Genomic DNA, 25,857 nt, shown 5'->3' with positions numbered 1-25,857 from the left:
TCATTTTCTAATTCTTAGTATTCGTTTAGGATATACGTAAATTTTTTCTGGAACATCCATGCGGGCATCTATTGCATTAGCGGTTAAATAAAGTTTTACGGTATTATCCCACGCCATCCTTCCGTGTTCAATTTCATATTTTTTAACTGTAAATAATATTGTTATAGGAACGACTCGCTCATCGCCAATGTTTTTTAGAATTTTTATCGCATTATTCTCACTAACAGGTAAAGTTGTGTCGTAAATTATTGAGTTCCCAAATTTTATTGTGTGCGCCCCTATTTCAGATGCCCTTTTATGCCAATAAGCCCCATCCCTGTAACTTATATCTGATTTTGTGCTGGATTCAAAGCCCGATATGTTTTCTTTTATTTCAAATCCACCATCAACATAGTCGCCCAAAGAAACACCTACCGATAGCGTCCATGTTGTTTTTTCAAGCAACCCCCAAAAAGTATTTAGTTCTTCCTTCCTGACATCAGGATTATATTTGGCTTTCAGTTCTTTGATTTTAAACAAATCCTTAATGCCCGATGATTCTTCCTTGTACTTTTTTAAGGACCACTCGGCGAATTTTATTCCTTCAATGTAATAGTAAAATTCTCCCGTGGTCATTTCCCTATCTGTCAATGGCACATTTTCATGGGGCCGCAAAGCATTCAAGAGATCTTTTGCATTTTTTTCATCAACATTTATTTTACTTTTTACTGGTTTTGAGAGTTTGAGGATTTCATTGAACTTAGCAGTGCGTTCATCCGTGGCGGGTTCATTTGTATCGACGGTTTTAGATTCAACTAAACATGGAGACAATAAAAGCACAGTGAAAACTGCAAAGAAAAGATTGCTCCTTTTTAACATCATAATTTACCCTCCCCTTTTTTAAAACAATTTAAAGGATTACTCAAAACCCTCTTTCACGTATTCTCTCTAATCATCCTGCTACACCTGTGTCATAAAAATGCGACGACTACTTGTTCTCCCCTTCCTCACGCTCCACGATTTTCAAAAATAAAATATCATCTTTGTTTCTCGGTCTTGGAGAGCGTTCTTTCATCGGCTGTCGGGACGATTGCCCCTGAGCATTTGCATCCGCCATTTTTCCGCATCTTCCAATGTTTTGAATTTATAGACACCTTTGGGAATACAAATATTGTCTTTCCTGAATTTCGCAAACATAATCAGGAATCTATTGAGTTCGTCGCTGAAACCTTTTTTCATTGTTATTTTGCGCGATAGCAATGCGGCCGCTACGCATATTGTAGCGGCCGCATTGCCATGCGGCCCCTTGCTATGGCGGGATGGCAATCCCGCCGCTACAATTTACATGCCCTTTTAAAACAAACTCACGAGTCCGCTTTTTTGCCGGATTTCATGGCCCGAAGCGCTTTTTCGAGTATTTTTCTGTCGGGGACGTCTTTGTCCCTTAATGTCTTTTTGGTAAGTAGCAGGCCCTCTAAATTTACGGTTTTTATGGGGATGCCGTCAAATACGATTGTCTCTTCGTATTTTTTCAAATCGCCGTAAGTGTGGCCGCAGGCGTTGAACATTATATCAACCACGACTTCGTCGGCCACGCGGATAGTCCCTTTTTCGTCGAACCAAGCGAGGTCTATATCTTTGGCGCATTTATCAGGCAATACCAGCAACGCCCGTATCACGTCCGCGCCGGTTTTTCCGCCCGACGGAACAAGTATGTCTATATCCGTCGTGGTTCTTACGTAGCCGTGTGCCTGAAGAGCATATCCGCCTATGAGCAAATAATCCACTCCGCGTTCGTTGAACGCCTTTATTATTTTTTTAAGGTCTTCTATCGTAGCGGGACGCGGGACGGGCTCGAACATTATTTTTTATCTTTCTGACGGGCGACTATCCCTCCGACGACGCAATCCGTCCAGTGACGTGACGCATCCTCGTGAGTTTTGTAATGGTAGACGCCCTTCGGGATGCGAAGTTCCGCTCTGAAAAACTTGTTTACGGAATCGTTGAACTCGCAACCCTTTTTAAGGTTTTTGACGGTGGCGTGAAAAGATATTTCAGTATTGGCCCTGCGCCCGACAGTTTTCATTGCTTCAGTCCTCTTTCAACGCCGCGGTTTCCTCGGACGTTCTCTCGCGCATCGAGAGGGCTCCCGAGAAACATTTCTGCACGCAGATGCTGCAACCGATGCACTTCGCCGCGTCGGTGACGGGATGCCTCTCGTCGTCGAGAGTAATCGCCTGATACGGGCAGCGCGAACAGTTGCCGCAGATAAGGCAGACATCCGTGTCGCAGGTCGAGATTTTTTTTACGCTCGTCAATTCCATAAAACCGGTGACGGGTTTCGGAAGCGCGATACCGATGAGTTCTTTCATCGACTTGATGCCGCGCTCTTTCATCAGAGAACTCGCGCCATTGACGAGCTCGTCGAAGATTCCGTAGCCATGTTTGGTCGCTATCGTGCAGAATTGGACGGTCTTCACTCCGAGGGCGAGGAAGTTCATCGCCGCTTTGTAATCCATCGGGCCGCCGTTCCCCGAGACGGCAACGCCCGGAGATGAAACGCCCGCAAGCGTAAGATAACTTATCGGGGTGACTCCTTCGCCGCTCATTCCCACGACGACACCTTCTTCCCATTCCTTTTTTTTGCCGGGGCGGAAGGCCATCGTCGGGAATGTGTTGGCCAGCGTGATGCCCGCTTTTTTGTTCGGATATTTCGCGAAGACTTTTTTAATGGCGTTGACGATAGGTACTATGGAAGTCACCGCCGCAGTCAATTTGAAAAGTTTGGGGATTTCGGGGTCGCCGGCTTCCATTACCCAGTCGATGATTTTGGCGGTAAGCGCCGCGTTCTGGGAGACGATGTCCCCCTCGGTGCCGTCGCCGCCCTGAGGGCAGGAAAGCGAATACTCTATTCCCATTACTCCCGACGATTCGAGCTTTTTGGTGTTGGCCTGCCAGCCCTTTTTGTCGGTCGCGTCGTTACCGGTGACGGGGCCGCCGGTGGAAGCCATTGTCAGACGGTCGGGATACTCTTTTATGAGTTGTTTGATTTCTTTGCACACCCTGTCCATCGGATGTCCGGAAACGTTGTCGCAGTTGGCGTAAGTCGTTTCGTTAAATGCGAACATATATTCGCCGGGGATGTGAATCGGAACATTATCGAACGAAGTCTTCATCACTCCGCCCGACCATCCGGCTTCATAGGCCTTTTTCATCTGGTCGTATCCGTCCGACGGAGGAGCCGCCGAGAGAAGAAACGGGGTCGATATTTTTCTGCTGAAGAAGTCGGTTTCAAGAGAGACCGGGGCGCGGACGTAACCTTTGAGTTCGACTGCGCTCTTGACTTTTTTGTCGAACGACGGCTTCTTTTTGGCGCCTATGACGGCTTCGACTTCAAGCGCCGCGTTTTTGCCGGCGGCAGACGCCTCCACGACGGTCGTGGGGCCTTCTATGCAATCGCCCGCGTAGATTACCGCCGGATTCGACGACCTTTCTTTTTTGGCGCGAGCACCGATGGCTATGATTACCGACGAGATGTCGTTTCTTGTCTGTTCCGTGCCGGCGATGTCCGACAGGTCGCGCAGTCCGAATTTTTTGCCCGCGGGGAGCGACACTTTTACGGTTTTAAGTCCGGCGATTTTGCCGTCTTTCCCGACGATGGTAACAACTTTCGTCCGGCCGGATATTTCTATGCCGTTTTCAAGCAGTTCTCCCATTTCCCGCGGGGTAAGCGGCATTTCTCCGACGGATTCAAGCGCGAACATCTCGACTCCGGCAACGCCGTTTAATTTTGCCGTCATAGCGCAGTCGGCGGCTGTGGCGCCTCCGCCTATAACCGCGACTTTGCCCGTCAGTTTATGTTTCCCGGAATCTTTAAGATAGTCCAGTCCGGCGACGGCCAGATTTTCGTTTTCTATTCCCATTTTAAGCGGCTCAGAAAGACCGGTCGCAACGACTACCGCGTCGTAGCCCTTATTAAGCAGCGATTCGGGAACATCGACGGACGAATCGGTTTTTATCGATATTTCCCCGAGAGACGCCAGGAATTTTATATCCTCTTTGAGCATATCGCGGCTGAGGCGGTATTCGGGAATCAGGTTGCACATGCCGCCGGCAACTTTTTCCTTCTCAAAAACATCCACTTTGTACCCGAGCGAACCCAGCACGGAAGCCGCGCCCAGACCGGCGGGGCCGGAGCCGACTATCGCTACTTTTTTACCGTTGAGTTTGGGCTTTACGAACTCGGCAATTCCGCCGAGGACGCGGGCTTTATGCACGATTGCGGCCTGCACGGCGGGAATATTGACGGGAGAATCGAATTTTTTATGCACACACGCGGCCATGCAAAATCTGTCGGGACAGACCATTCCGCAAACGCCTCCGAAAGGGTTGCTCTTCATAATTTCGGCGGCAGAACGTTTTATGTCCGACGGAGCGAATACTTTCGCGGCCATTATAAAATCGGCGGCGGAGCAATCGCAGGGGCAGGCGTCTTTGCAGGGTTTTTCCTCGCAAAACTCGCATTTTTCGAATTCGTTTTTGAGTTGAGCGTCCGTCAGAAACATCTTTTCACCGGTGGTGGATTTTGCCGACATTTTGCCTCCAATTATCCCGGACATTAAGTCCGTCCTGATATTATTCAACACGTTTGCAAGAATTATTGCGGCCGCTATTTCCTTAACAACTTACCCGACACAACCTATCCGATGAAAAGTTCGATTCCATCGTTGTCCAAACAAACCACTTTGTCAAAAAAACCCGCAGACGACCAATCCATAACCAAGTTTTTATAATGATTTAACGATTCGACGGAAATCGCCGCAAAAGAATCTTGTTTGCAAGAAATATAACTTTCCAAAGCGGTTATGCCGCCGGCATTGAACACATCCGAAAAAATGCCGGAGATCTTGTTTATCTCAAGAATTTTAGGAGCGCCATACGATGAAAGGACGAAATCCAATGTAAATATGGCGTCCGAAAATTTGAAAGGTTCGAGTATAATGCTGTACCTCTCGACGCTTGCCGTCGAAAAATGTGAGCCGCCGAAAACCTCGCTTATTTTTGCGTATGGCCTTGTATCCGTCAAATATGTGTTATAACTATTTGTTATTTTCTGACACTCCTGCGAGACAAACGCCGCGCGCGATTTGTCGTCGGCGCCGACGCCGATACAATTTGCCTTGTAAATGACGTTATCGGGCGGCGATGCAAGTGTATTTTCGTTTATAATAAATTCCATTGCCATCACACTCGCGAGATTACATTCATCTTTGCATATTTTCAGATAATACGGCAGCGCAAAATCGAGATTTTCATTGCGGCATATTAAATATTCGCGCGGTAGCCCCGTCGCGGACGCCGAGCCGTGGGAGGTTTTTAATATGACGTATCGAGAGGATAGATGTCTGCGACAAAAAGAAATCAACGCGTCGGAACACTCCGTTTTCTTGGGAATGTTTATTTGATTTGGAACGTATTCGGTATGTCCGAAAGAAGCATACACAAAGAGTGCCAGAAGAAACTTATCTGCCAGAAATTCAGGCAGCCATCCCCGCACGAAAATACCTTTGTGCGCCACAATGCGGACGAAAGCATCTTCCAAAGACGCCAATTGCACGTCGAGAAAATCGCAATTTAAAACATCTTCAAGATGCGCTGATATCGCCGATTCGGCGAAAAGATAAACTTCATCACCATCGTTGAGATATTTTGATATCAACCCTTGATAATGTCTGCCCCCTTGTTTATATCCGAACAGATATTTTGCGGGATATACCTCGTCGTAACCGCAGGATTTACTCTTTGCGTTGCAGATGTCAAGTGTTTCGGAATGTCTATAGAATAATTTATGCGGGAATTCTTGACCTATCGCCGCAAACAACAAACTATCACGAACAATAACGACTGCTTTCATAGGGGATTATTTCCACGGTTCTTCGGGCCATTTAATGAATTTTCTTGAGCCCTGGGCGTCTTCGCGGTGCACCCATTTCGTTTCAGCGTCCCGAAGGTCGCCGTGGGCAAAAGTCGTCATTGAATTGTCATTGTTGTAGTATTGACCGAGTCCTGTGAATCCGACTTTTTCCAATTCGCGGGAAATCTCCACCGTATTCATCCCGTCTATGTAAATATCTGCTGCAATTCCCTGCCCGTGGGTTTTTGTCGGCATATCCTTTTGCTCATCTCTATATCCGTCGGTTATATACACGGTTTTGCCGGTGTTTCGGCTAATCTCTTCCAACTTGTCAAGCACTTCCTGTTTTAAACCTTCTTTGTTGCCGGTAACAGGCATATTTATTCCTCCTGTGTTTTCCATTCTTTGATTTTTGTCTTAAATTTAATAGTGTGGCCGGTGTTTTCCCATTCTATATCGTTTAATGTAACCAATCTGTCGGGATTGAATGTCGCGATAAGAGTATCCCCGTCGGTTGCAATATCTTTTATGCGCACATCCGTCCGGTGTTGTTTTTCACAACTATCTTTTTCTTTTTTTACGAAGGATACGCTCACACAAATAATATAAGCGATTTTTTTGCTGCACGGCGACCAAAAATAATTTTCTATGTACGCGTCTTCCCATTTTGACCAATGATTTTCCGGCAGTGATGTGTAAGCGGGAAACTCTCCCTCCGATTTAATGTGACCTCCTTTTCTTAACGATACGATTTTCTTCAATCCGCCGCCGTTTGCATTAATCACCCACAATTCGGAAAACTCATAATCATGCAAAACGCCGCCTTTGAATGCTATCTTTTTACCGTCGGGAGAAAGTATGGCGTCAAAAAAAACTCCGCCGGGGTAAATATCAAGCGCGGGGTCATCATTTGAGAGAATAACTTTTTCTCTTTTGGTTTTCGGGTCCGCGACTATTATCTTTTTGCCGTCACGAATACTGACTGTCGTTTTTTCGACGGGCGGCTTGATTCCCTGAGAAGTTGTCGCGGCGCTGCCTATGGAAAGCGACACTGACAAGAAAACCATCAGATAAAAAAATATCTTGCGCCAAAATGCGAGACCGAGTCTTTCATTATTCATTTTTATTTCGGTTTAATCTCCAAAAGTTCGTTGGTGCATTTTTCGACTTCAAGCGTAAGGCGCGAAACTCTGTACGAAAAATAATGATAGAACAGCATCGTCGGTATCGCTATAATCAGTCCGGTGGCGGTGGTTATGAGCGCCTCGGAAATTCCTGAGGCCACCACGGCCGGCGAGGAGACGCCCCGCGAGGCGATGTCGCCGAATGCCCGTATCATTCCGGTGACGGTTCCCGTAAAACCCATAAGGGTCGAGACGGACGCTATGACCGCCAGCCCCGGAATATATTTTTCGACCTTGGGCATTTCGTTTACGACTTCGTTCTCGATGGCGTTTTCTATTTCCCGCCGGTCGAGCGAAAATTTGCGGATGGCCGCCGCAAGAATCGCCGCCAGCGGACCCGGATGCTTCGCGCATACGGCTATGGCGCCCTCGATATTTTTGTTCTTAATTTCTTTGGCAAGCTGCGACATCAAAATGCGCTCGTCGACGGAGATGCGGCGGAAAAAAATAAGCCGGTCGATGATAATGGCGAGGGCAATGACCGAACTTGCGATGAGGGGCAGCATCATAAAACCGCCCTTGAAAATGTAATCTATCATTGTTTTTTCCTTCGGATACCCGCGTCAGGGCAGCGCTCCGGCGCGGGGACCGCCTCAAAGTTCAGAAAGACGCTTTTATTCCCAGCGTAAACTCCCGCTCGTCGGAGACGAAGCCGGGCTGAATTTCATTAACGGCGGAAAATACGTTGCGGGCCGAGGCAAGCAGAAACAGTCCCGGCGCGAACCTGATTTCCGCGTCCAAATCCACGACTGACAGGTCGGCGGCGAATACTTCGGGAGAGATGCCGAACATCCTCGACGACGCGGCCTCGTGAGTGAGGCCGGCCGAAAAACCATCGACGGTGTAACCGACGCGCGTCGTCGATTTTAACTTCGGAAAACCGGGGACGGACTCGCCGGTATTGTATAAAAATCCGACGGTTAATTCAAAACCGCCGAGACGATGTTTCAGAGAGCCGGCGACATCGTTTATTTCGACGGCCCCGCCGACGAACGACGGCTCAAGCGCGGCCGCGGATGAAGAAGCTTTAAGATAAAAATGATTCGTGATTTCGCGGCGGGTAAATTCCACGCCGGCCGAGGATGCCGAGCGCGGAGCGTACCGCGCGCCCGCCGAAACCAGAACGTTTTCCGGGTATGTCCCGCGAAAATCCGACGGCGTAACGACGAAAAGGCCGTCGGGATACAGGTCGTCGGGCGCTATGATACGGTAGCCGTCGCGGCGCGAAACATACACTCTGAAACCGTCGGCGGGACGCAGCCCGACCGTCACCGACGAGCGGGTATTTCCCGATTCGTTCCTGACTTCGGCCGACAGCGTGGCGACGTCGAAAAATATTTTGTCCAGACCGGCTTTGGGCATGGAAATATCGCCGCCCGACGGAAGTCCTCCCGAGTAAACCGCGATTCCTCCGTAGACGGCGGTATCGGCGTCGGGGAGGAAGCGCGCCTCGACGTCGGCGTCGCGGTAATCGGCGCGGATGGCGGGTTCGGCGGACGGGCGCAGCCCCGCGTCGATGTTTTGCGACGAGCCGCGAGCCGAAACGACCACGCCGTCGGCGGGATGGTACCCGAGCGCGGCCGCGAAACTTGCGCGAGTTTTTTCCAGAGTCCGGACGGATTTTTCCGACAACCCTGCCGACACATCAAGAGAAACTCTCGGCGACAGTTCCGCAGAACGCGCGGCGGCGATTTCCCGCGATGCGCGCGATAGTTTTCCGTCGGGCGACGGCCCGAAGGACGACGCCGCGGCGGCCGACAGTTCAAGACGCGCCGCGCCGGTCGAAACAATGTATGAAAGCTCCGCGCGCGAAAAATTGTGACTGCCAGCGGCCCAGCCGAAGTCCAGCCGCCGGACGTCGGACGGGTTCGCCATAAAATACACCGACGGTATATCGGGCAGACGGAACTGCGGCGAATCCGGAATAAATGTCTGTTTTCTTAAAAGCGGCTCGTCTATACTGACGTCGCCCTGCTGCTCGATGGCCACGGGCGACTCGCGAAACACCGGCTCGGAAACGCTTACAGGTTCTCTCTCGTCGGAAAAGCCGTTTGCCGCCAATAAAAAAAAGCAGGCGGCAAAAGCTGCGCGCCGCGTTCGCGGGAATCGCGCCGCATCGGTTTTTGCGGCGACGGCAACCCGCCAGGATTTATCTTGATTGCCGCGAAAATTCCCCCTTAATCCCCCTTTGAAAAAGGGGGAAAGAGGGGGATTTAATACCGCCGCCGCATTTCCAGACGGCAGGCGGGCCGTTCCATTTTTTTTCATATCGCTGAGAATTATTTTGAAAGTTCTTTGATGCGGCCGTCGGCCTCGGCGGCCCAGAGCGTGCCCGGAAAGAAATCGACCGTCCGACGATAAGCGTTGACGGCCTCGCGCCGGTCTTTTTTTAATTCCAGCGCCTTGGCTGCCAAAAACTGCGCTTCGGACGCGATGGATTCGTAATTTCTGAAAAGATAGACGGCTTTAAGATACTCCACCGCCGCCTCGGAATACCTCGACATTTTGAAATAACAGTCGCCGGCCATTTTCTGGGCGCGGGCCGAATCCTCGGAACGCCCCGCCGAGGCGGGACCCAGAATATCGATAGCCGCGGAGTATTCGCGGGCATTCATTTTGACGCGGGCGGCCTCCACGGCCAGACGCGCCGCCGGCGCCGACGAAGGATAGCGCCCGGCCAGGCGGTCTTTCATTTCTTTGGCCAGCGATTTTTCACCCGCCGCGTCGTAAATCGCGGACGCTCTCATAATAGATTCCGCGGCAAAATCCGTGTCGGGATAGTCGGCGGCAACTTTAAGAAATGCCGAAGCCGCGCGGGTTTTCTTGGGCGATGCGGATGTCTCGTCGCGTTCGGCTTTTATCTCCGCCAAGGCGAATGCCGCTTCCGCGGCCACGTGCGCGGGCGGGGCCGCCGATACGATGCGCTCGTATTTTTCCGCGGCAAGACCCGAGTTTCCTGTTTCTCTGTGGATTCCGGCAATTGCCAAAGACGCGCCGCGGGCCAAATCGGTATAAAGGTACGAGGACTCTATTTTTGAATAGACGGAAAGCGCCTTATCGTATTTTTTGTTGTCGCGCAAATACTGCGCCGCTTCGGCCAGCGTCTGGGCTCCGACGGGCGAATACGGATACTTCTCGACTATATCGGCCCAGATATCGTAAGCGCGGGACAAGTCGCCGTCTTGTTTGGCAATCTCGCCCAGACGGAACATCGCCTGCGGCGCCGAGCGGGCCGACGGATGCGCCGAGACGATTTTCTCGTATTTCGCGGAAGCCGATTTATAATCGCGCTCGTCGAAATCCGCTTCGGCCATACGGAACAATGCCTCCGCTGCCGTAGAGACATTCTCCGACGATAAAAGCCGCGCAAGCGCTTTTCGCGCGTCGGCGCGGCGACCGAGATTGACCAGACACAGGGCGTAAGATAACGAGGTCTCCTCGCGCGCGGCCGACGAAGAAACCGTTACATTGAGGGCGGATTCATAAAAGTCCGCTGCTTTTTGCCATTCGAGGGATTTCGCGTAAAGCGAGGCCGTTTGAGCGTCGATAAGAAACTGCGCGGATGCGCCCCTGTGTTTCAAGTACGCGCCTTTGAGCGCGTCGAAGGCCTCGTTTTTTTTGCCCTGCGCGAACAGCACTTCGGCCAGAGCGAGTCGCGCGCTGAGCGCGGTTTCCGTCGACGGATATTTGGATGTCACATCGGCCAGAACCGACGCCGCCAGCGCAAGATCCATACGTTTCAAATGACACAGCGCTATTTTGTAGTAGGCGTCGTCGGCCAGACCGGAAGCGGGATACCTTTCGGTAAATTCCGAATAATGCCGCCGCGCCAAATCATACTCCGCCGTTTTATACAAGCATTCCGCCCGCATAAAATCCGCATATTCTTTAAGCCCGTTCGCGGTATATTTCTTTGCAAAATTCTTGAAAATTTCCGCCGCTTCGGCAAAATGCCCCGCGCGGTATTTGGCGTGGCCCGTGTAGTAGTATGCGTCGGCGGAGCGCGGAGAAGACGGATAGGATTTAATGAAACCGGCAAAATCCGACGCCGCGGATTCGTTGTCTCCGGCGAGATACACGCATATGGCGGCCAGATAAGCTGCGTCGGCGGAAGCCCAGTGGCGCGGATATTTCGCCGAAAAAGCCGAGAAGGCCGCGCGAGCGGACTGATAATCGCGTTCTCCCAGATGACACCACGCAAGACCCAGACGGGCGTGCGGCGCTTCCCCGTAACGGGCGAAATCATCTATTATTCTTTTGTAGCATTTCGCGGCGGAACGGTAATTTTTCTGCTGGTAGTGACTCTCGGCGATCATATAGAGAGCTTTTGATTTGAACTCCGGCGACATTTCCGGATCGGACAATATCTTCTCAAGCTCCCCGCGGGAATCGGCGGGGTTATTACTCCTTAAGAGAATCTCTCCTATGCGAAACTGCGCCAGCGCCTTCGACGATGATTTGGGATATGCCGCAAGAAGTCCGCGGAACTCGACGGCGGCCTCCTTATAGCTGGCCCTCTGAAACCACGACTCGGCCACGTATACTTTGGCTGTTTCGTCGAGGCCCGCGACGCGGTGACGGTTGAGGTAGTACCCGAAAGCGGTAAGTCCCTCCGTATAGCGTTCCGACTTAAACATTGAAAGCGCCCTGAAAAGGTGGGCGTGACCGGCGTAACGGCTCGACGGATATTTCGCGACAAAAGCTTCCGCGACCAAGAGCGATTCCGCATAAATACCCAGGCGATAAGACGTATCGGCGAGATAATATTCGGATTTTTCGGCGAGAGGCGAGGCGGGATATTGATTCAGGAATTTCAGATGGCGGGCGCGGGCCACGTCGTATTTACCGCCGAGATAATACGCGTCGGCGACATTCTGCGACGCGACTTCGCCCGACGGCGCGCCGAATGATTTGATGGCTTCGATTTTCGCGGCGTTGAGCGCGGCGGGCGAGACGGCCGGCGGATACCCGGCCCGCGCGACGGCGGAAACCGCGGCCACAAGCGACAAGGACGTCGCGGCGAGGGAGAGGCGCAATCGCATTATTGTCATACAGCGGAAATTATACAAAATTCCGCGGAACTCAGGCGGGTTGACTTCGCGGCGGAGTATATGTTATAATCGTCGGGAAGAAAAAAATCGCGGGGTAGAGCAGCCCGGTAGCTCGTCAGGCTCATAACCTGAAGGTCGTGGGTTCAAATCCCACCCCCGCAACCATAAAAAAAGCGTCCCGTCACTCGAAAGGCGACGGAGCGCTTTTTTATTTGTATCGGCTGTTATTTATCGTATCTGGGTTTTAATATCAGCCCGCCGAGAGGCGGAATGCTGACTTCTATGGAGTGGGGTTTGCGGTGGGCGCCGCGGCCGGAGCGGGCGCGGACGCCGCCGATGTTACCGACGTTGGAGCCGCCGTAGACGGAGGCGTCGGAGTTGAAGATTTCTTCGTAGTAACAATCCTCCGGCACGCCCAGAACGTATCCGCGGCGGGGAACCGGAGTAAAGTTTACGACCGCAACCACAAAATCCTTCGGGTCGTCGGAGCGTCGGATGAAAGATATTATCGAATTGTCGGAGTCGTCGCAGTTTATGCCGTCAAAACCTTCGGGGGCAAAGTCCTTCGACCAGAGGGCTTTTTCGCGGACGTAGACGGCGTTAAGGTCGCGCACGCACGCCTGAATGCCGGAGTGTTTTTCGAAACCAAGCAAATGCCAGTCGAGCGACTTGCGGCAGTTCCACTCGGAAAACTGCCCGAACTCCTGTCCCATAAAAATCATCTGCTTACCCGGGTGCGCCCACATAAAAGTGTAGAGTGCCCGCAAGTTCGCGAATTTCTGCCAGTAATCGCCGGGCATCTTGTTTATCAAAGAACCCTTTCCGTGCACGACTTCGTCGTGGGAAAACGGCAGGATGAAGTTTTCGCTCCAGGCGTAGAGAAGTCCGAACGTAAGCTGATTGTGATGGAATCTCCTGTGGATGGGGTCCTTTCGGATGTAGTCCAGAACGTCGTGCATCCATCCCATATTCCACTTAAACCCGAAACCAAGCCCGCCCAGATAAGCCGGACGCGAAACGCCCGCCCACGAAGTCGACTCCTCGGCTATCATCATAGCGCCAGGAAAATACTGGTACACGACGGAGTTCAGATGTTTGAGAAACTCTATGGCCTCAAGGTTCTCCTTGCCGCCGTAGCGGTTCGGCAGCCACTGTCCGGATTTGCGGCCGTAATCGAGATAAAGCATAGAGGCCACGGCATCGACGCGGAGGCCGTCGAAATGGAATTTGTCCAGCCAGTAGAGAGCGTTGGATATGAGAAAATTTTTAACCTCGTGCCGTCCGTAGTTGAATATCAGGGTCCCCCAGTCGGGATGCTCGCCCATGCGCGGGTCTTCGTGTTCGTAAAGCGCGGTGCCGTCGAAACGTCTGAGACCGTGCGCGTCCTTGGGAAAATGTCCGGGAACCCAGTCGATAAGCACGCCTATGTCCGCCTCGTGACATTTGTCGACAAAATACTGCAAGTCGCGCGGCTCGCCGAAGCGCGATGTGGGAGCGTAATATCCGGCAACCTGATACCCCCACGACTCGTCGAGCGGATGCTCGGCCAAAGGCATAAGCTGTATGTGGGTGAAGCCCATTTCTTTTACGTAGGGAACAAGAGTTTCGGCAAGAATCCTGTAAGACAGGAACTTATCGGGGTCAGCCGGAGAGCGCCTCCACGAACCGGCGTGAACTTCGTACACGCTGACGGGACGGTTCAAAAAATCCTGCTCGGCGCGCTGTTTGAGCCATTTGTCGTCGGTCCATTTATAGTCCTCGAGCGTGTGAACAACCGACGAAGTTTTGGGACGTTGCTCGGCGAAAAGCGCGTACGGGTCGGATTTAAGAAGAATCGCGCCGTCGCGCGTTTTTATCTCGTATTTATAAAGGTCGCCCACGCCAAGGCCGGGCAGAAACAATACCCATACGCCCGACGAATCCTTAAGAAGATCCATAGGATTCTTGCGGCCGTCCCAGTTATTGAAATCCCCGACTACGGATACGCGCGCGGCGTTCGGCGCCCAGACGGAAAAGAACACTCCGCGCTTGCCGTTTATCGTGCGTATGTGAGCGCCCATTTTTTCGTAAATTTTATAGTGCGTGGCGCGCGAAAAAAGATACCGGTCGTATCCGGTCAAATCGTTTATCCACTCTTCGTAAGCGTCTTCGGTAACCCACTCGCCGCCGGCGTAATTCAAGATTTTTAGTTTGTAACGGAATTTCGCGGGACGATCCCAGATTATCGCCTCGAACAGTCCGTCGCCGTGAATCTTGTCGGCCTGCCAGGACTTTGTGTCGTCGGCCGCGTCTATAACGCGGAGTTCTTTGGCATCCGGGAAAAATGCCCTCACGGCGACGCATTTCTTGTCGCCTTCGGGCGCTTTTGTTTCGACTTCGTGCATTCCCAGAACGTAATGAGGGTTACTGTGGGTGGAACGGACTATGGCAAGAATATCTTCCGCCGACATTGTAGTAATCATAAGTTTGATTATACAAAAAAAGAGAGGTTGCCAAATCCTCCCTAAAAAAAATCCCCCTTTAAAAAAGGGGGAAAGAGGGGGATTTATGATTGGATGGCCGGGTTGTCAGATGATTTGACAAAGGCGACAGCGCTTTTTTTGAGCGGCTGTGTTTTCGGTTGGCTTTCTAAAATTTCGCGGAAAAAGTCACGCGGTGAGTATCGCCTAAATCCCCGAACGGAACAAAAGCGTAATCCAATCCGGCTCCCCAGATGCGGAAACCCAAACCGCCGGTAATGCCGACAAGCGGGCCCAGCGACGCCGTGTCGTATCCGTATTTATATCCCAGCCGCAGGGCGAGGCGCCTCTCGGACAACCAATATTCCCCGCCGACGGCGGCGTAGAATTTGGCGTCTATGATGTACTGATTTATTTCAAGACCCAGGCGGGCGTCTTCGGTAACGTCGTAAGCTCCGGCGACTTTGATATTGAGCGGAAGGTTATCGGTGACTTCCCTGAATTTGAGCCCGGGCGAGATATTCTGCACGGCAATGGCGACAGCCACGTCGGAAACCGGACGGTGAATCGCTCCGATGTCGACGGAAGCGGTATAGGCGGCCGTCTGGTCTATCTCGGACGATATCAATCTGAGCGCCGCGCCGACCGACGTGTTTTCAAGCACCGCCGGAATCGCGTCGCGGCGCGCCCAGGCGAATGACAGCGCCATATCGCCGGCGTTGAAATCATCGCCTTTAACTTCGTTGATACTATAACGTTCTATCTTGTTTATCACAAGATACGTCAAACCTATGCCCACCGCTCCTATGCTTTTATCGGGATCGGCGTAACCCACGAATCCGTAATTTACGTCGGTAAAATATGTAATATAAGACGCCCCCAGCTGGGCTTTTTCCATAGCGGCAAGGCCTGCCGGATTTGAGTAAATAGCGAATACATCGTCGGCCGAAGCGCCTTGAGCGTCGGCCATGGCGGCTCCGCGCGCAGTGGGGCTTAACTTAAGAAACTGCGCGGCGGTCGTTCCCACCCCCGCGAAAACGCCCGACGGAAAGGCCGCCGCCGCCGCTGACAACGCCGACACGGCGACCATCCATTTTATCGAGTATTTTTTTGTTTTCATAAATGTACCTCTTAATTATCGCATTATGAGGCCTTTGAAAAACCCTTGTAATGTCATTCCCGCGGAAGCGGGAATCCAGAGTTTCTGTCAATAATGGATTCCCGATTAAAGCATTCGGGAATGACAAAATGGTCAAAAAATAGTTTTTTCAATGGTCTCCTTATTTTATTATGGCCAGTTTAAGCGGTTTGGCCGTCAGTTTTTCCGAACCTTTTTTGGCGATAAGGAAATAAACGCCGCTTGCGCAGGACTGGCCGGTTTCGTTTTTGCCGTCCCATTCCGTATAGTAATAATAGCCGCCGGTTTTCTGTCCCTCGTCGATGGTTTTGACAAGTTCTCCGGCCAGATTATATATGTAAAGCTTTATCTGTCCGCTCTTGTCCGACGGCAGAGAATACTTGATGAGGGTGCCGGTGATCGACGCCTGCGTGAAATTGGCGTCGCTCAAATCGGGCGCGACGGTCTTGGCGTTCAGGTCGAACGGATTCGGAAAGTTTAATATGACAAACGCCGAGCCGGTATAATTTTTGGCGCTCTCGGGATCGTTCTTGAACACGGCGAACATCCCCGTCTGCGATGTCGAAGCCGCGCGGTTGACGGCGTAAACGCCGCTTCTGATGACGGAACGCGCAGCCGGCCGCGAAGTCGTTTCCTGCTCGATGTTGTCCGTTTCCACGGCGACAGTGGCGGTCAGAGGATCGACCGTGACCACGCCCGGCATTGCCTTCCATTTTCCGGTGACGTCGTTATAGCGATATACTTTGAGATCGGCGACTTCGTCGTCGGCAACTTTGCGGCGGTCATAAGCAAGCGCCACGTCGAACGGTTTATTTATCTGCGCGCGGTCGAGTTTCATCTCGTAAACGTCCGATGCGGCGATGTCGGACAGCACAGTGTCCATCAGGCGCGATATTTCCTTGCTCGTGCGCGACATATTGACGTTGGGAAGCGCCGAGAGGAAACCGCCTACGGGCAGGTCGACCATCTCTTCGGAGATAAGCGAGCCCGGTTCAAGTTTGACCTCGGTGTTGTCGGAACGCTCGTCGTCTATGAGTATGGAGCCGCCCTCGGCCAGTTCGTCGGCGACTTCTTTTTTGGCCTTTACCGAGGATTTCTGGCTGAAAGTGACCGTCTCGCTCATATACTCGTTCATTCCGTACTGTCCCCTTATTTTAAGGGTATAGTATTCTTCGTCCGAGTTCGACGGAATTTCAACCTCGACGATATAGGAATTCTTTACGCTTTTCGTCGGCAGCGCGCGAATCTTGGCAAGGGCGTTATATGTCTGCCCGGGCGAATAATAACACTCCGGCGCGGACACCAGAGGCCGCGGCGACTCGACGATAAATCTGAATATGTAGGGATTGTCAGTCCTCTTCATAACGACCTTGAGCGTGGGCGTGGACGGCTTCACGTCAAAGTCGATATCCGTCGTGTCGTCGACGGAGACATAGATCCTTTTATAATAAACCGGACGCTCCGGAACGAAAGTGTAAACGTAATAAGTATTGCCCTTTATTATGTCGGGCACAATGTATGACCCGTCATTGGCGGTCTTTACCGTCGTGGCGGGCAGATATTTCGTGGGATTGGCCACATTGAGAGTTTCGTTATAGGCCACCACTTTTGCTCCGGCGTAAGTGTTTTTAACGCTCCATCCGCCCTCGCGGACATATATCTTGCCGGATATTTTTGCCGTCGCCGGCGTGAGCGCGACGGCAATGCTCTTATCTTCTTTTCCCAGAGAGACGCGCGTCCCGGCCGGAGCGTAGCCGGCCTTAGTAACATCTATTCTCCATGAACCGGCCGGAAGGCCGGGAATCGAGAAAGTCCCTGCCGCGCCGCCGGCGCGGGCTGTGAGGGTTTTTTTGGTCACCAGGCGGTGAGTCAGTATGACATTGGCATCGGCTATGGAATTGCCGGCGGCGTCGGTAACGCGTCCGGATATTCCGGCGCCTGCCTGAGCGTCGGTATCGAAATCTATGTTAACTACCGTCGCGCCGGTGGAAATGGTGACCACTTTTGTGGCGGGCGGGTAGTTCTTGGTTTCACAAACCAGAACATATTTACCCAGCGGCACATTGTCTATATAGTATTCGAGCTTGCTGGCGGCGGCATTGATAACTCGGTTCATTTCGATCACGTCGCCGGAGATTGAAGCCGCGTCCCACGCCCCCATAACTTCCGGAACGGGCAGCGGTCTTGCGGCCGAAAATCCCCTCAGATTGCCGTCCATGTCATAGAGCATTGCGGTGGGTATTACACCTTTGACCAATTCCTTCATATTGCCCTTGTAAGTGTCGGCGTCGGCCTCGGTAAGAATTTTACTGCCCCTCACAGAACCCGTGATTATTCCCGGGCCCATTACGCCGGCCCCCATAACTATCTGGAAATTGGCGCAGGGAGCAAGATCGTCGGATTTAACGTCCACGTTTTCGGCGCGGCTTATAAGCGTTAAGCAGGCGTCTCTGTTATTTCTGGGCGGGCCGTCGTTGCCCGGCAGAGCGTCGCGCTCGCCGAACATCCGCACGAACATCATATAGAAATTATATTTGCCCGCGTGCAGTCCGTTAACCGTCCATGCGCCGTTCCGGTAATCGAAAAACGGCACGTATATTCCTTCAAGACGGCCGTCGTTCTCCATAAGCGCCTGTATATCGGCGCCCTTGGGCGTAAAGTCCGACGGAAATCCTATTATTCCGTATAATCCCGCCGCATTCGGGCCGCCGCGCGGCGTGTAGTCGACCTCCGGGGTTAATGGCGGTTCGGGCGCGAGCGGTTCGCAGAATATGCCGGTCTTTACGCCCGCCTCGACGAAAGACGTCTCGCCTCTGAGCACTCTTATGCCGGATATGACCGCCTCGGGATAAAGCGGCGCCCCGTTGCCGCCCGACGGAGTGTATTTTTTCAGTTCAATCCTCAAATCATATTTACCGGGAGGAAGCGCGTCGAACACGAAACGCGCGGGATCCGGAGCGCCGTAATAAAGTTGTGTATTCTGCCGATAGTCGACACCTGTGCCCCTTACCTCTATGTTGGCGCTGTTCCATGAGCCGTCGGAGTTTTGTTTCGCCTGAAAATAACTGCCGTCGGGAAGGCGTATTTTGCCCTCAAGCCGTCCGGCCCGCACCAAAAATATCGGCGGCAATACAGCGACCGACCCGGGTTCCGTTACCGTCACACGGGTGTTAAAAGATCTTACGGGCACCCATTTGTCGGATTTTATCTCGACGTAATATGTGCCGGTGGATACTTCTATGTCTATGGGCTTGTGATTGCCCCATCCGGACATCCCGTCGGGATCGGCGTAATATACCGTGCCCCGTCCGTCGTGCTCAAGCCAGCGTCCCGTGGAAGGATCAACGGGATGCGCGATGACCTTTATTGCGTCGGAAGAAGCTATAAACACCGACTCAGGGAAATAAAAATTTCCGGCAATACGCGCCTGGGTGGAAATATTTACCGTCAAAGCCACGTTTATATCGCCGCCGGCGACTACCAGAACCGCGCCCGACGTGGAATATACCACGGATTTTATCGTATCGCCGGTGATGACTATCCTTCTGTCGTCGGTAAGACGGTAATAGTCGGGAGGCAGAGGCCCGCCGGCATCGGGATCGAACGCCGACGCAGGACGGCTCGACCTCTGATCTTCGCCGTAATTATAGGTGTAGCGGAAGTTCCATACCTCGGTCGGATTAGGATCATTCTGGCCACGCTCCCAGCCCGTCCAGTAATCGGTGTTGCCTTTCAATACGCTGTGATTAACTCCCATATTGTACTGCCCGGGAGCAAGTCCGATAAAATCAAACGAACCGTCGCCGCGCGTGTTTACGCTATACTGCCCGCCTTCGCCCCTGTAATTATACGGGCCGACGAATTTGTCCCACTCATTACTTATCCAGATATACGCGTCGGGCAAAGGTTTGCCGTTGAGCGTGACTATTCCCCGTATGGCTCCCGTGGCCTCCTGCAATTCGTATTGCGGCAGTAATATGCGCGAACCGGTGTAGAGACGTCCCGGCCCGCCGGCGACGGGATAGGCGCCCCAATCGCTGCCCGATTTGAAACCGAGTTTTGAAACGTTCACCGAATACGACGAATGCCTGATATCGCCGGTATCCGGCTTCATGACGACGAAGCGGCCGGATGCGTCGCTCAGAGTTCTGAAGCTGTTGAAGTCGCTGTACATTCTGCCGGTTTCCGGATCCTGCGACCGGTCAGTGTCTCTTATCTCGACGGTACAGTTAGCGACCGGCACGATCGCTCCGCTTACAAGTCCGCGAACCACGCCCTCAAAAGCTATCCTGCTTGTGTCGTCAATTGAAACGGCGTCGGAACGTGAAGTGGACACAAAACCCAATGCGACCGTTTGCGCGTTGCCCGAAGCGGGCTCGGTTGAATTAACCACCGCGGTTGAAATCACTACGTCGACGCCGTCGGGCGTGCTCATTTTGGCAAGAAGCATTCTGTAAGTATTGGCCGGAGCGGGAGGAACGTTGGTTATCCGTAAACTCAGATGCGTATCGGACGAAACGGAAGGCAGTTGGACTTTTTGCAAACTGAAACCGACCGGCTCGCCGGTAATTCGATGGCGCAAATCCAGCATTACGAGTTCTCCGCCGGAAAAAGAAGTGGTGGCAATCCTGATATGAAGCGCGCCGGCTCTGAAATCCGACGGGGCGTATCTCATTCTCATAGGATTATTGAGAAACTGCTCGTTGACGTCTCCCGCATTCAGAAAAGATACTTTCGGAATGCCGGGGTTGTTGATTTGTTCTTTTATTGAGGGCAGATAAAAGTGCTTGGAAAGCGCTATCTTGTAGGTTATCTTTCTGGAAAACGAATCTTGGTGGGCCAGACCGCTGAAAGTGGCCGCGCCCGCCGGAGAAGATTTGCTCACTTGGGTATAATCGGCGTTCGGTTCGTCCCACCCGTCCACAAAAGCCACTGCCATCACGGCGACATCTTCGATACCCGCCGATGTCGTATCGTCCACAACCTTTACTTTCAGCGTGGCCGCGCGAACAGACACGGCAGCCAGCGCAATTATAGCCGCCGATGCGACTGATTTTGCGAAAATTGTTTTTTTCATATGTTTTCTCCGGAAAAACTCAGGTATTGACACGGCTTCCGATACTTACTACGGCGGTGGAGCGCCGTTTGTTTCAGAAAGGGCCGCAGGCGGGCGGAAAATCGCATTTCCCCGTCGGAAAAATACCCGCCGTGACTTTTATCACAGCGGCGCGGCGAACTTATAAATCCCAGTTTATCCCCATAAAATAGGAGAACACGTCGTAGTTGTATTTATAGTTGCCCTCAAAGAGATTGTTCGAGTACGACGTCCGGTAACTCGACGTCATCCTGGCCGAAAATCCCTTGTAAATCGGATGGGTAAACGAAAGCCCTGCCGTCTGGGTCGCCTGATACATCTTGTCGGAAGTATACACGCCGGTGGCGCTTTGGGCCGGACGAGACGAGTAATACCGGCCCGCAAACTCCGCAAAAATACTCAACATCGAAAACGGCTCGAACTCGCCGAGCGAAAAAGAAATCGACGGAGAAAAAGTATTGCCGATATAGTTGTAATGCCCCGATAGAAACTTGGCCGCGCCGGCGTCGAAACTATTTTGATTGGAAGAATAGTTTTCAATAGTATCGCTCAGAACCGCGCGGGCGCGCGGGAACACGGCCGAAAGACGCGCGCCAAGAGCGGCCGACAGGTCTCTGCGAATGGCCGGCGAAAAAGAACCGTCGACGATAACGACACTCTGGTCGTTGAAGTTCTTTGTAATAACGTCGACGAAAACTTTATATCCCGATTCTCCGGCAAGTTTCCCGGAATACGAGGCCGACACGGCCAAATTAGTGTTGTCCAGCGGATTGGTTCCGGCGTTCGTGGAGAGTTCCTTATAGGTGGTTGTATCCAGCGAAGTTTCAAACTCGCTTTTTGTCACAAGCGACTGATAATTGGGATAGACGATGGCATAATAATCGGCTCCGAATCGAACCGAGCCGCCGCCCTCGACGGCTGTCTCGCCTTCAATGCCGAAAAGCGCCCGGCGCTGGTCGAAAAGTCCGGCGCCCCACGATTCGTCGACCGTTTCTCTGACATACTCGACTTTGTATCCTCCGCGAGCGCGCAGTCGCCAGTCATCCGACAATCTCGTTATAAACCTGAGCGTAAGCGCGTGATCCTGCGTCTCCTGAGTAAGCGTTCCGCCGCCCACAAGTTCTCTGACATCCTTGGTGCCGCGGTATGTCCCGAAATACATAGGCAAAAGAGCGGTGTCGCGCGAAAAGTTCACCACGGGACAAAGATAAGCGTCCGCCGAACCGCCGTTTGAAGCCGCCCCCGAATAAAAATACCGCCCGCCGCCCAGTGTGACCGAGGCGACCGGCGTAATCTTTACGTCTTGCGCAAAAACGGTAGAGCACAACGCGGAAGCCATGCCGCAGAATAGAAACTTTCTTATCATTAATTACTCCGTTCGCGAACGGCACTAAATTTGGCGCGACATTTACCGGCCGATAAGCCGGTCAATACGACGGCGCCGAATATCGTTTGGGATCCGGCAGCGAAAGCATACCGGAGTCTATCAAAAGTTTGGAACTGAACACAAGGTCTATGGTTATGTTTCCGTCGGAGTTTTTTGCGGAGGCATTGGTGAAAGCGCTCGAAGTGTATTCCCGCTGAAAGTTGAGCTTGTAGGCGAAATCCTTGAGTTCCGAAGAGGTCTTCTCAGCCATATCCGCGACGGTTATTATTTTGCCGTCGTCGTTTATGATGTAGTCCGATGCGGCTATCCAGAAACCGTCGGCATAAACGTTTTTCTGATAGAAGTGAAAGGCCGTGCCGCCCGACGGCATACCCAATTCCGCAGTCGGCGCGGAGATTTTGCCGCCCGATGAGTTATAGTACGAGAGTTCGCTTGCGCTTATTCTGCCGTCGGCGTTGGCGTCGGCAAAACCCCAGCGCTTAATATCGTTTACGTAGAAATCGTAACTGCCGGGGAACATTGTCCATCGGGAAGGATTAAGCGCGTCGTCGGGGTACATATCGCCGCCGGCGGCGATCTCGTTGACTTTATCGACAGTGTTGGACATTACCGAATCCACGCCGGTCAGATAAAGCGACGGTTTTTCGGCGCCTTCGGACTCAAACATAGTGCGCGTGGCCAGAGTAAGATCCGACGGCAGGCCGCCGGAAAAAGTGAAAAGTATTTTGCCGAAATCAAATCTGTCGTCGCGGGTGTTGAGCGCCACATACTTAAACTGATTGTCGGCCGGGCGCACGATATATTCCTCCATGCGCACGCGAAGACCCCTTGCGTCGACCAGGGCCTTTCCGTTCTGGTACTCCGCGGCCTTCATTTCCTGCGCGGCGCGGGACAGAACGGCGTCTCTGGATATCTCGTCGAACATCTCCGCTCTTACCGCCTGACGCGCGGCGACGGCAGAATCTGAAATACCGGATGCCGCGCCGTCCGAACGCGTCGGTTCCGGAGCCGACGGCGCAACGCCTTCCCGCATAGTAAGCGACTCTCCGGCCCTTACCAATACCTCGGCGCCGGTCGTTTCTTCGCGCGCTTCGACGACACCCTCCAAAACATCGACCTTTGAGGTCTTGCCGGTTTCATCGTATGAAACATCGTAAATCGTGCCGCGCACCGATATGACTGATATCGGAGTTTTTACCTGGTATTTATCGGCGGGCTTGAGTTTCTTCACCCACGAGCGCATTCTGCCCGAAATTATAGATATCACACTGGACGTCCGGTCGGCCTCTTCTATGATCACTCTTGTATTCTCGTCGATTTTTATTTTGTGCTTTTGCGGAGTTTCACCCTCTACGGATGACCGGCGGGACGTTCTGACGTGCGAACCCGCCTCGATTTTTTCATTTTTCAAGATAGGACGCCAGCGGCCGCCGGCGGCATCCCAGACGGAGGCATCGCCTTTCAACCTGGTTACGCTGACTTCCGCCGACAGCGGCGCGCAAACCGCGGCTGCCGCGACAAGCACGAAAGCCGCAATTGTTTTTTTCATAATCTTCATAAAAAATCCTCCGCTGCTTCCAAAGATTCCGCCGGACTTTACATTCGCAATACGGGGCGCTCGGTGTCAAGAACGGCGTTTTGGGCTCCGAATCCGTCGGGGACGAACTCTCCGGCCGACGGATCGGGCATTAATTTATCGTCGACAACAAGCACATAGCGGTAACGTCCGGGCGGAAGTTTAATCCTCCTGCTCCACCTTCCGTTTTTATCCCGCGCAAGTTCAATACCCGGAAGTTGCCAACCGTTGAAATCTCCGGTCAGGGCGACGGAAACGGCGCCGGGCATTTCGACCTCGAATAATACGGGGCGACCGCGCCGCGGCGCGACTACCGCGATAATGAATATGGCGGCGACGGACACAAGAGCGAAAGAAACAGCTCTTAACGGGGCTGACGCCGACGAAAAAATCGACAGGATTTCTTTGACGCGAATAACAACGTCCGAAAGTGTTTTCGGTCGGCGGGCGCGGACGCGAGGCGGCAACTGTTCGACCGCGCGCATTACTTTATTGTCAAAATCCGCGCTCAAAAACGCGCCGAGTTTGTCATTTTTAAGTTCTTCAAGCAATCGAATGAATTCGAAATCCATAAAATCCCCGCAGGCGCCGCGACTTTTCAAACCACACCGGAATAAAACCGCCTACGCCCATTACTACGCGCCAAACGGCGCAAAAGTTTCAAACCAGCGCGGCCTGCGCGCGTTTTCTGAGGTCGACATACATCTCGTAAAGCATTTTTTGCGCCCTGAAAATATATGTCTTGACGGTCCCCGACGGCAGAGCGGTGATTTCCGCGATTTCTTCGTAGGACTTGCCGTCGAAATATCGCAAAACGATTACGCCGCGGTATTTGGGCGGAAGATTGGCCACACACGCCCGTATAAGCGATTTCTGCGCGGATGACGCCGAGAATTTGTCGCGCGAGGCGAACGCGATATTTTCAGCTGTTTCCGTCGATAATCCGGCGGGCGACCGCGCCGGATGGGCGTCTCTGCGCTTCATATCGCGGCAGACGTTAAGTGTTATGGCGCATATCCAATTTTTGAAATCGTATTCTATCCTGAACGACTCCAGACGCTTATACGCCTTGACAAACGTCTCCTGAGCGACATCCTCCGCGCGGGAAGCGTCGTCGAAAAATCTGTACGCCAGAGCGAAAACCAGATTTTTATAACGCCCCACCAGCAGGGCAAAGTCATCGCGCGAGCCGGCGAGAACACGTTTAACGATAAGGACATCGTCTTCCGTCATCTGAGTTTTTTGTCGTCGGCGATTTCGGATTCGGCTTCGCGTTTCCAGCGGCGGGCCGCAAGTTTTCTGGACGCATCAAGCATTGATGAGGCATCGCGCGACTTGCCGTAATCGCGGATAATAGTTCTTAATTCCGCCGAGCGGGACGAAGGCACCGCGGCCAGGTACGACCCCAATGCCGCAATATCGCGTCCGCCGAGAACGGCGGCTGAAACCGCAAAGTCCGAGGCGGCTTTGCCGTCGCCGAGAATTCTTTTGACCTCGCGAAGCGCCAACAGCGCGTCGCCGAGAGCGGCGGCGGTTTTCTGCCTGAATCCGGCCGACGTCAATGCCTCGAAAGATTGTTCGCTCATACCGGCGTCGATTTCTTCCGACACGCGCACCAGGAAGTTTTTCCCGTCAGCGTTTTTGAAACCCGCGGAAACGGCTATGCGCGAAAGACGCCTCGCGTTTTCAAGAGATTTTATACGTGACAGCAGCATTTTTTCGGCCGTGGCGGCGGGCGCTCTTTTTGCGGCGGCCTCGCGCAAACGCATAACCAGAAAATCGTCGGGCAGGCCGTCGGCGGCGGCTCCGTTGAGAATTGAAAGCATTTTGGCCGAAGATTTAACGCCATAACGCTCATCGAGCATTGTCTTAATCCCCGGGTCGCGGCCGATGGCCGGCGGCGCGGCAACAAGTATGCCGCAAATCGCCGGAATAAGGACGACGGCAAAAATGCTTCCGCCGGAGCCGATATTACGCAAATCTACGTTCATAATCTTAGGTGATTGTAAAAGATTTGGCACTAAAGTATAATAGTGTCAATGAAACTTGAAACCTTTGAGTTCGTCGGAAAAAG

At 52.7% G+C, this 25,857-nt stretch carries 19 protein-coding genes and 1 tRNA gene; 2 read left to right on the top strand and 18 right to left on the bottom strand.

All coding sequences use genetic code 11. The features are described 5' to 3' along the window. The 10 genes from CVU77_02075 to CVU77_02030 all read right to left on the bottom strand — a co-directional run bounded on the left by CVU77_02075 (nucleotide 1) and on the right by CVU77_02030 (nucleotide 12,128). A complete protein-coding gene (locus tag CVU77_02075; GenBank protein ID PKN01749.1) occupies nucleotides 1-861 on the bottom strand; it encodes a hypothetical protein in 861 nt (286 codons plus the stop codon). A 482-nt stretch (nucleotides 862-1,343) separates the two neighbouring features. Next, nucleotides 1,344-1,841, bottom strand: coding sequence for a hypothetical protein (locus tag CVU77_02070; GenBank protein ID PKN01748.1), 498 nt, complete (start codon nucleotides 1,839-1,841; stop codon nucleotides 1,344-1,346). Continuing rightward, nucleotides 1,841-2,065 carry a hypothetical protein gene (locus CVU77_02065; protein ID PKN01747.1) on the bottom strand — a complete coding sequence of 75 codons (225 nt, stop codon included), beginning with the start codon at nucleotides 2,063-2,065 and terminating at the stop codon, nucleotides 1,841-1,843. The genes CVU77_02070 and CVU77_02065 overlap by 1 nt, the downstream gene beginning before the upstream one ends. Nucleotides 2,066-2,069: 4 nt before the next feature. Beyond that, on the bottom strand, nucleotides 2,070-4,544 hold the full coding sequence (locus CVU77_02060; protein PKN02018.1) for a dihydropyrimidine dehydrogenase: 2,475 nt from the start codon (nucleotides 4,542-4,544) through the stop codon (nucleotides 2,070-2,072). 134 nt (nucleotides 4,545-4,678) lie between these two features. Continuing rightward, nucleotides 4,679-5,893 carry a hypothetical protein gene (locus CVU77_02055; GenBank protein ID PKN01746.1) on the bottom strand — a complete coding sequence of 405 codons (1,215 nt, stop codon included), beginning with the start codon at nucleotides 5,891-5,893 and terminating at the stop codon, nucleotides 4,679-4,681. 6 nt (nucleotides 5,894-5,899) lie between these two features. Beyond that, entirely contained in the window at nucleotides 5,900-6,295 is a 396-nt protein-coding gene (locus tag CVU77_02050; GenBank protein ID PKN01745.1) for a hypothetical protein, read from the bottom strand. Next, nucleotides 6,274-7,014 carry a hypothetical protein gene (locus CVU77_02045; GenBank protein PKN01744.1) on the bottom strand — a complete coding sequence of 247 codons (741 nt, stop codon included), beginning with the start codon at nucleotides 7,012-7,014 and terminating at the stop codon, nucleotides 6,274-6,276. Before CVU77_02045 ends, CVU77_02050 begins: the two co-directional genes overlap by 22 nt. 2 nt (nucleotides 7,015-7,016) lie before the next feature. Further along, nucleotides 7,017-7,616 (bottom strand): hypothetical protein, encoded by a 600-nt coding sequence (locus tag CVU77_02040; protein ID PKN01743.1) that lies wholly within the window; start codon nucleotides 7,614-7,616, stop codon nucleotides 7,017-7,019. A 61-nt stretch (nucleotides 7,617-7,677) separates the two neighbouring features. Further along, nucleotides 7,678-9,345, bottom strand: coding sequence for a hypothetical protein (locus CVU77_02035; GenBank protein PKN01742.1), 1,668 nt, complete (start codon nucleotides 9,343-9,345; stop codon nucleotides 7,678-7,680). A gap of 11 nt (nucleotides 9,346-9,356) precedes the next feature. Further along, nucleotides 9,357-12,128, bottom strand: a complete 2,772-nt coding sequence (locus CVU77_02030; protein ID PKN01741.1) for a hypothetical protein — start codon at nucleotides 12,126-12,128, stop codon at nucleotides 9,357-9,359. A gap of 88 nt (nucleotides 12,129-12,216) precedes the next feature. Here CVU77_02030 and CVU77_02025 point away from each other — a divergent pair. After that, nucleotides 12,217-12,293: transfer RNA gene (locus tag CVU77_02025), tRNA-Met, on the top strand. Between the two features lie 59 nt (nucleotides 12,294-12,352). Here CVU77_02025 and CVU77_02020 read toward each other — a convergent pair. From CVU77_02020 to CVU77_02010, 3 genes are all read right to left on the bottom strand, one after another. After that, complete coding sequence (locus tag CVU77_02020) at nucleotides 12,353-14,587, bottom strand: 1,4-alpha-glucan branching enzyme (protein ID PKN02017.1); 2,235 nt, start codon at nucleotides 14,585-14,587, stop codon at nucleotides 12,353-12,355. A gap of 169 nt (nucleotides 14,588-14,756) precedes the next feature. Continuing rightward, nucleotides 14,757-15,707, bottom strand: coding sequence for a hypothetical protein (locus CVU77_02015; GenBank protein ID PKN01740.1), 951 nt, complete (start codon nucleotides 15,705-15,707; stop codon nucleotides 14,757-14,759). A gap of 160 nt (nucleotides 15,708-15,867) precedes the next feature. After that, nucleotides 15,868-20,802, bottom strand: coding sequence for a hypothetical protein (locus CVU77_02010; protein ID PKN01739.1), 4,935 nt, complete (start codon nucleotides 20,800-20,802; stop codon nucleotides 15,868-15,870). Between CVU77_02010 and CVU77_02005 the strand changes: the two genes are divergently transcribed. Beyond that, complete coding sequence (locus CVU77_02005; GenBank protein PKN01738.1) at nucleotides 20,790-20,993, top strand: hypothetical protein; 204 nt, start codon at nucleotides 20,790-20,792, stop codon at nucleotides 20,991-20,993. The two genes, CVU77_02010 and CVU77_02005, sit on opposite strands and share 13 nt — an antisense overlap. On the opposite strand, the gene CVU77_02000 is transcribed toward CVU77_02005, so the two are convergent. From CVU77_02000 to CVU77_01980, 5 genes are all read right to left on the bottom strand, one after another. Beyond that, the gene (locus CVU77_02000) at nucleotides 20,963-22,186 is read right to left on the bottom strand and encodes a hypothetical protein (protein ID PKN01737.1); all 1,224 of its coding nucleotides are present in this window, start codon (nucleotides 22,184-22,186) and stop codon (nucleotides 20,963-20,965) included. The two genes, CVU77_02005 and CVU77_02000, sit on opposite strands and share 31 nt — an antisense overlap. Nucleotides 22,187-22,247: 61 nt before the next feature. Then, entirely contained in the window at nucleotides 22,248-23,765 is a 1,518-nt protein-coding gene (locus tag CVU77_01995) for a hypothetical protein (protein ID PKN01736.1), read from the bottom strand. A 38-nt stretch (nucleotides 23,766-23,803) separates the two neighbouring features. After that, nucleotides 23,804-24,385, bottom strand: a complete 582-nt coding sequence (locus CVU77_01990; GenBank protein ID PKN01735.1) for a hypothetical protein — start codon at nucleotides 24,383-24,385, stop codon at nucleotides 23,804-23,806. Between the two features lie 58 nt (nucleotides 24,386-24,443). Then, the gene (locus tag CVU77_01985; protein PKN01734.1) at nucleotides 24,444-25,016 is read right to left on the bottom strand and encodes a hypothetical protein; all 573 of its coding nucleotides are present in this window, start codon (nucleotides 25,014-25,016) and stop codon (nucleotides 24,444-24,446) included. Further along, on the bottom strand, nucleotides 25,013-25,774 hold the full coding sequence (locus CVU77_01980) for a hypothetical protein (GenBank protein ID PKN01733.1): 762 nt from the start codon (nucleotides 25,772-25,774) through the stop codon (nucleotides 25,013-25,015). Before CVU77_01980 ends, CVU77_01985 begins: the two co-directional genes overlap by 4 nt. Between the last annotated feature and the right edge of the window lie 83 nt (nucleotides 25,775-25,857).

Source organism: Elusimicrobia bacterium HGW-Elusimicrobia-1, from assembly GCA_002841695.1.
Taxonomy (GTDB): Bacteria; Elusimicrobiota; Endomicrobiia; order PHAN01; family PHAN01; genus PHAN01.
This window is presented reverse-complemented; position numbering and strand designations above follow the sequence as displayed.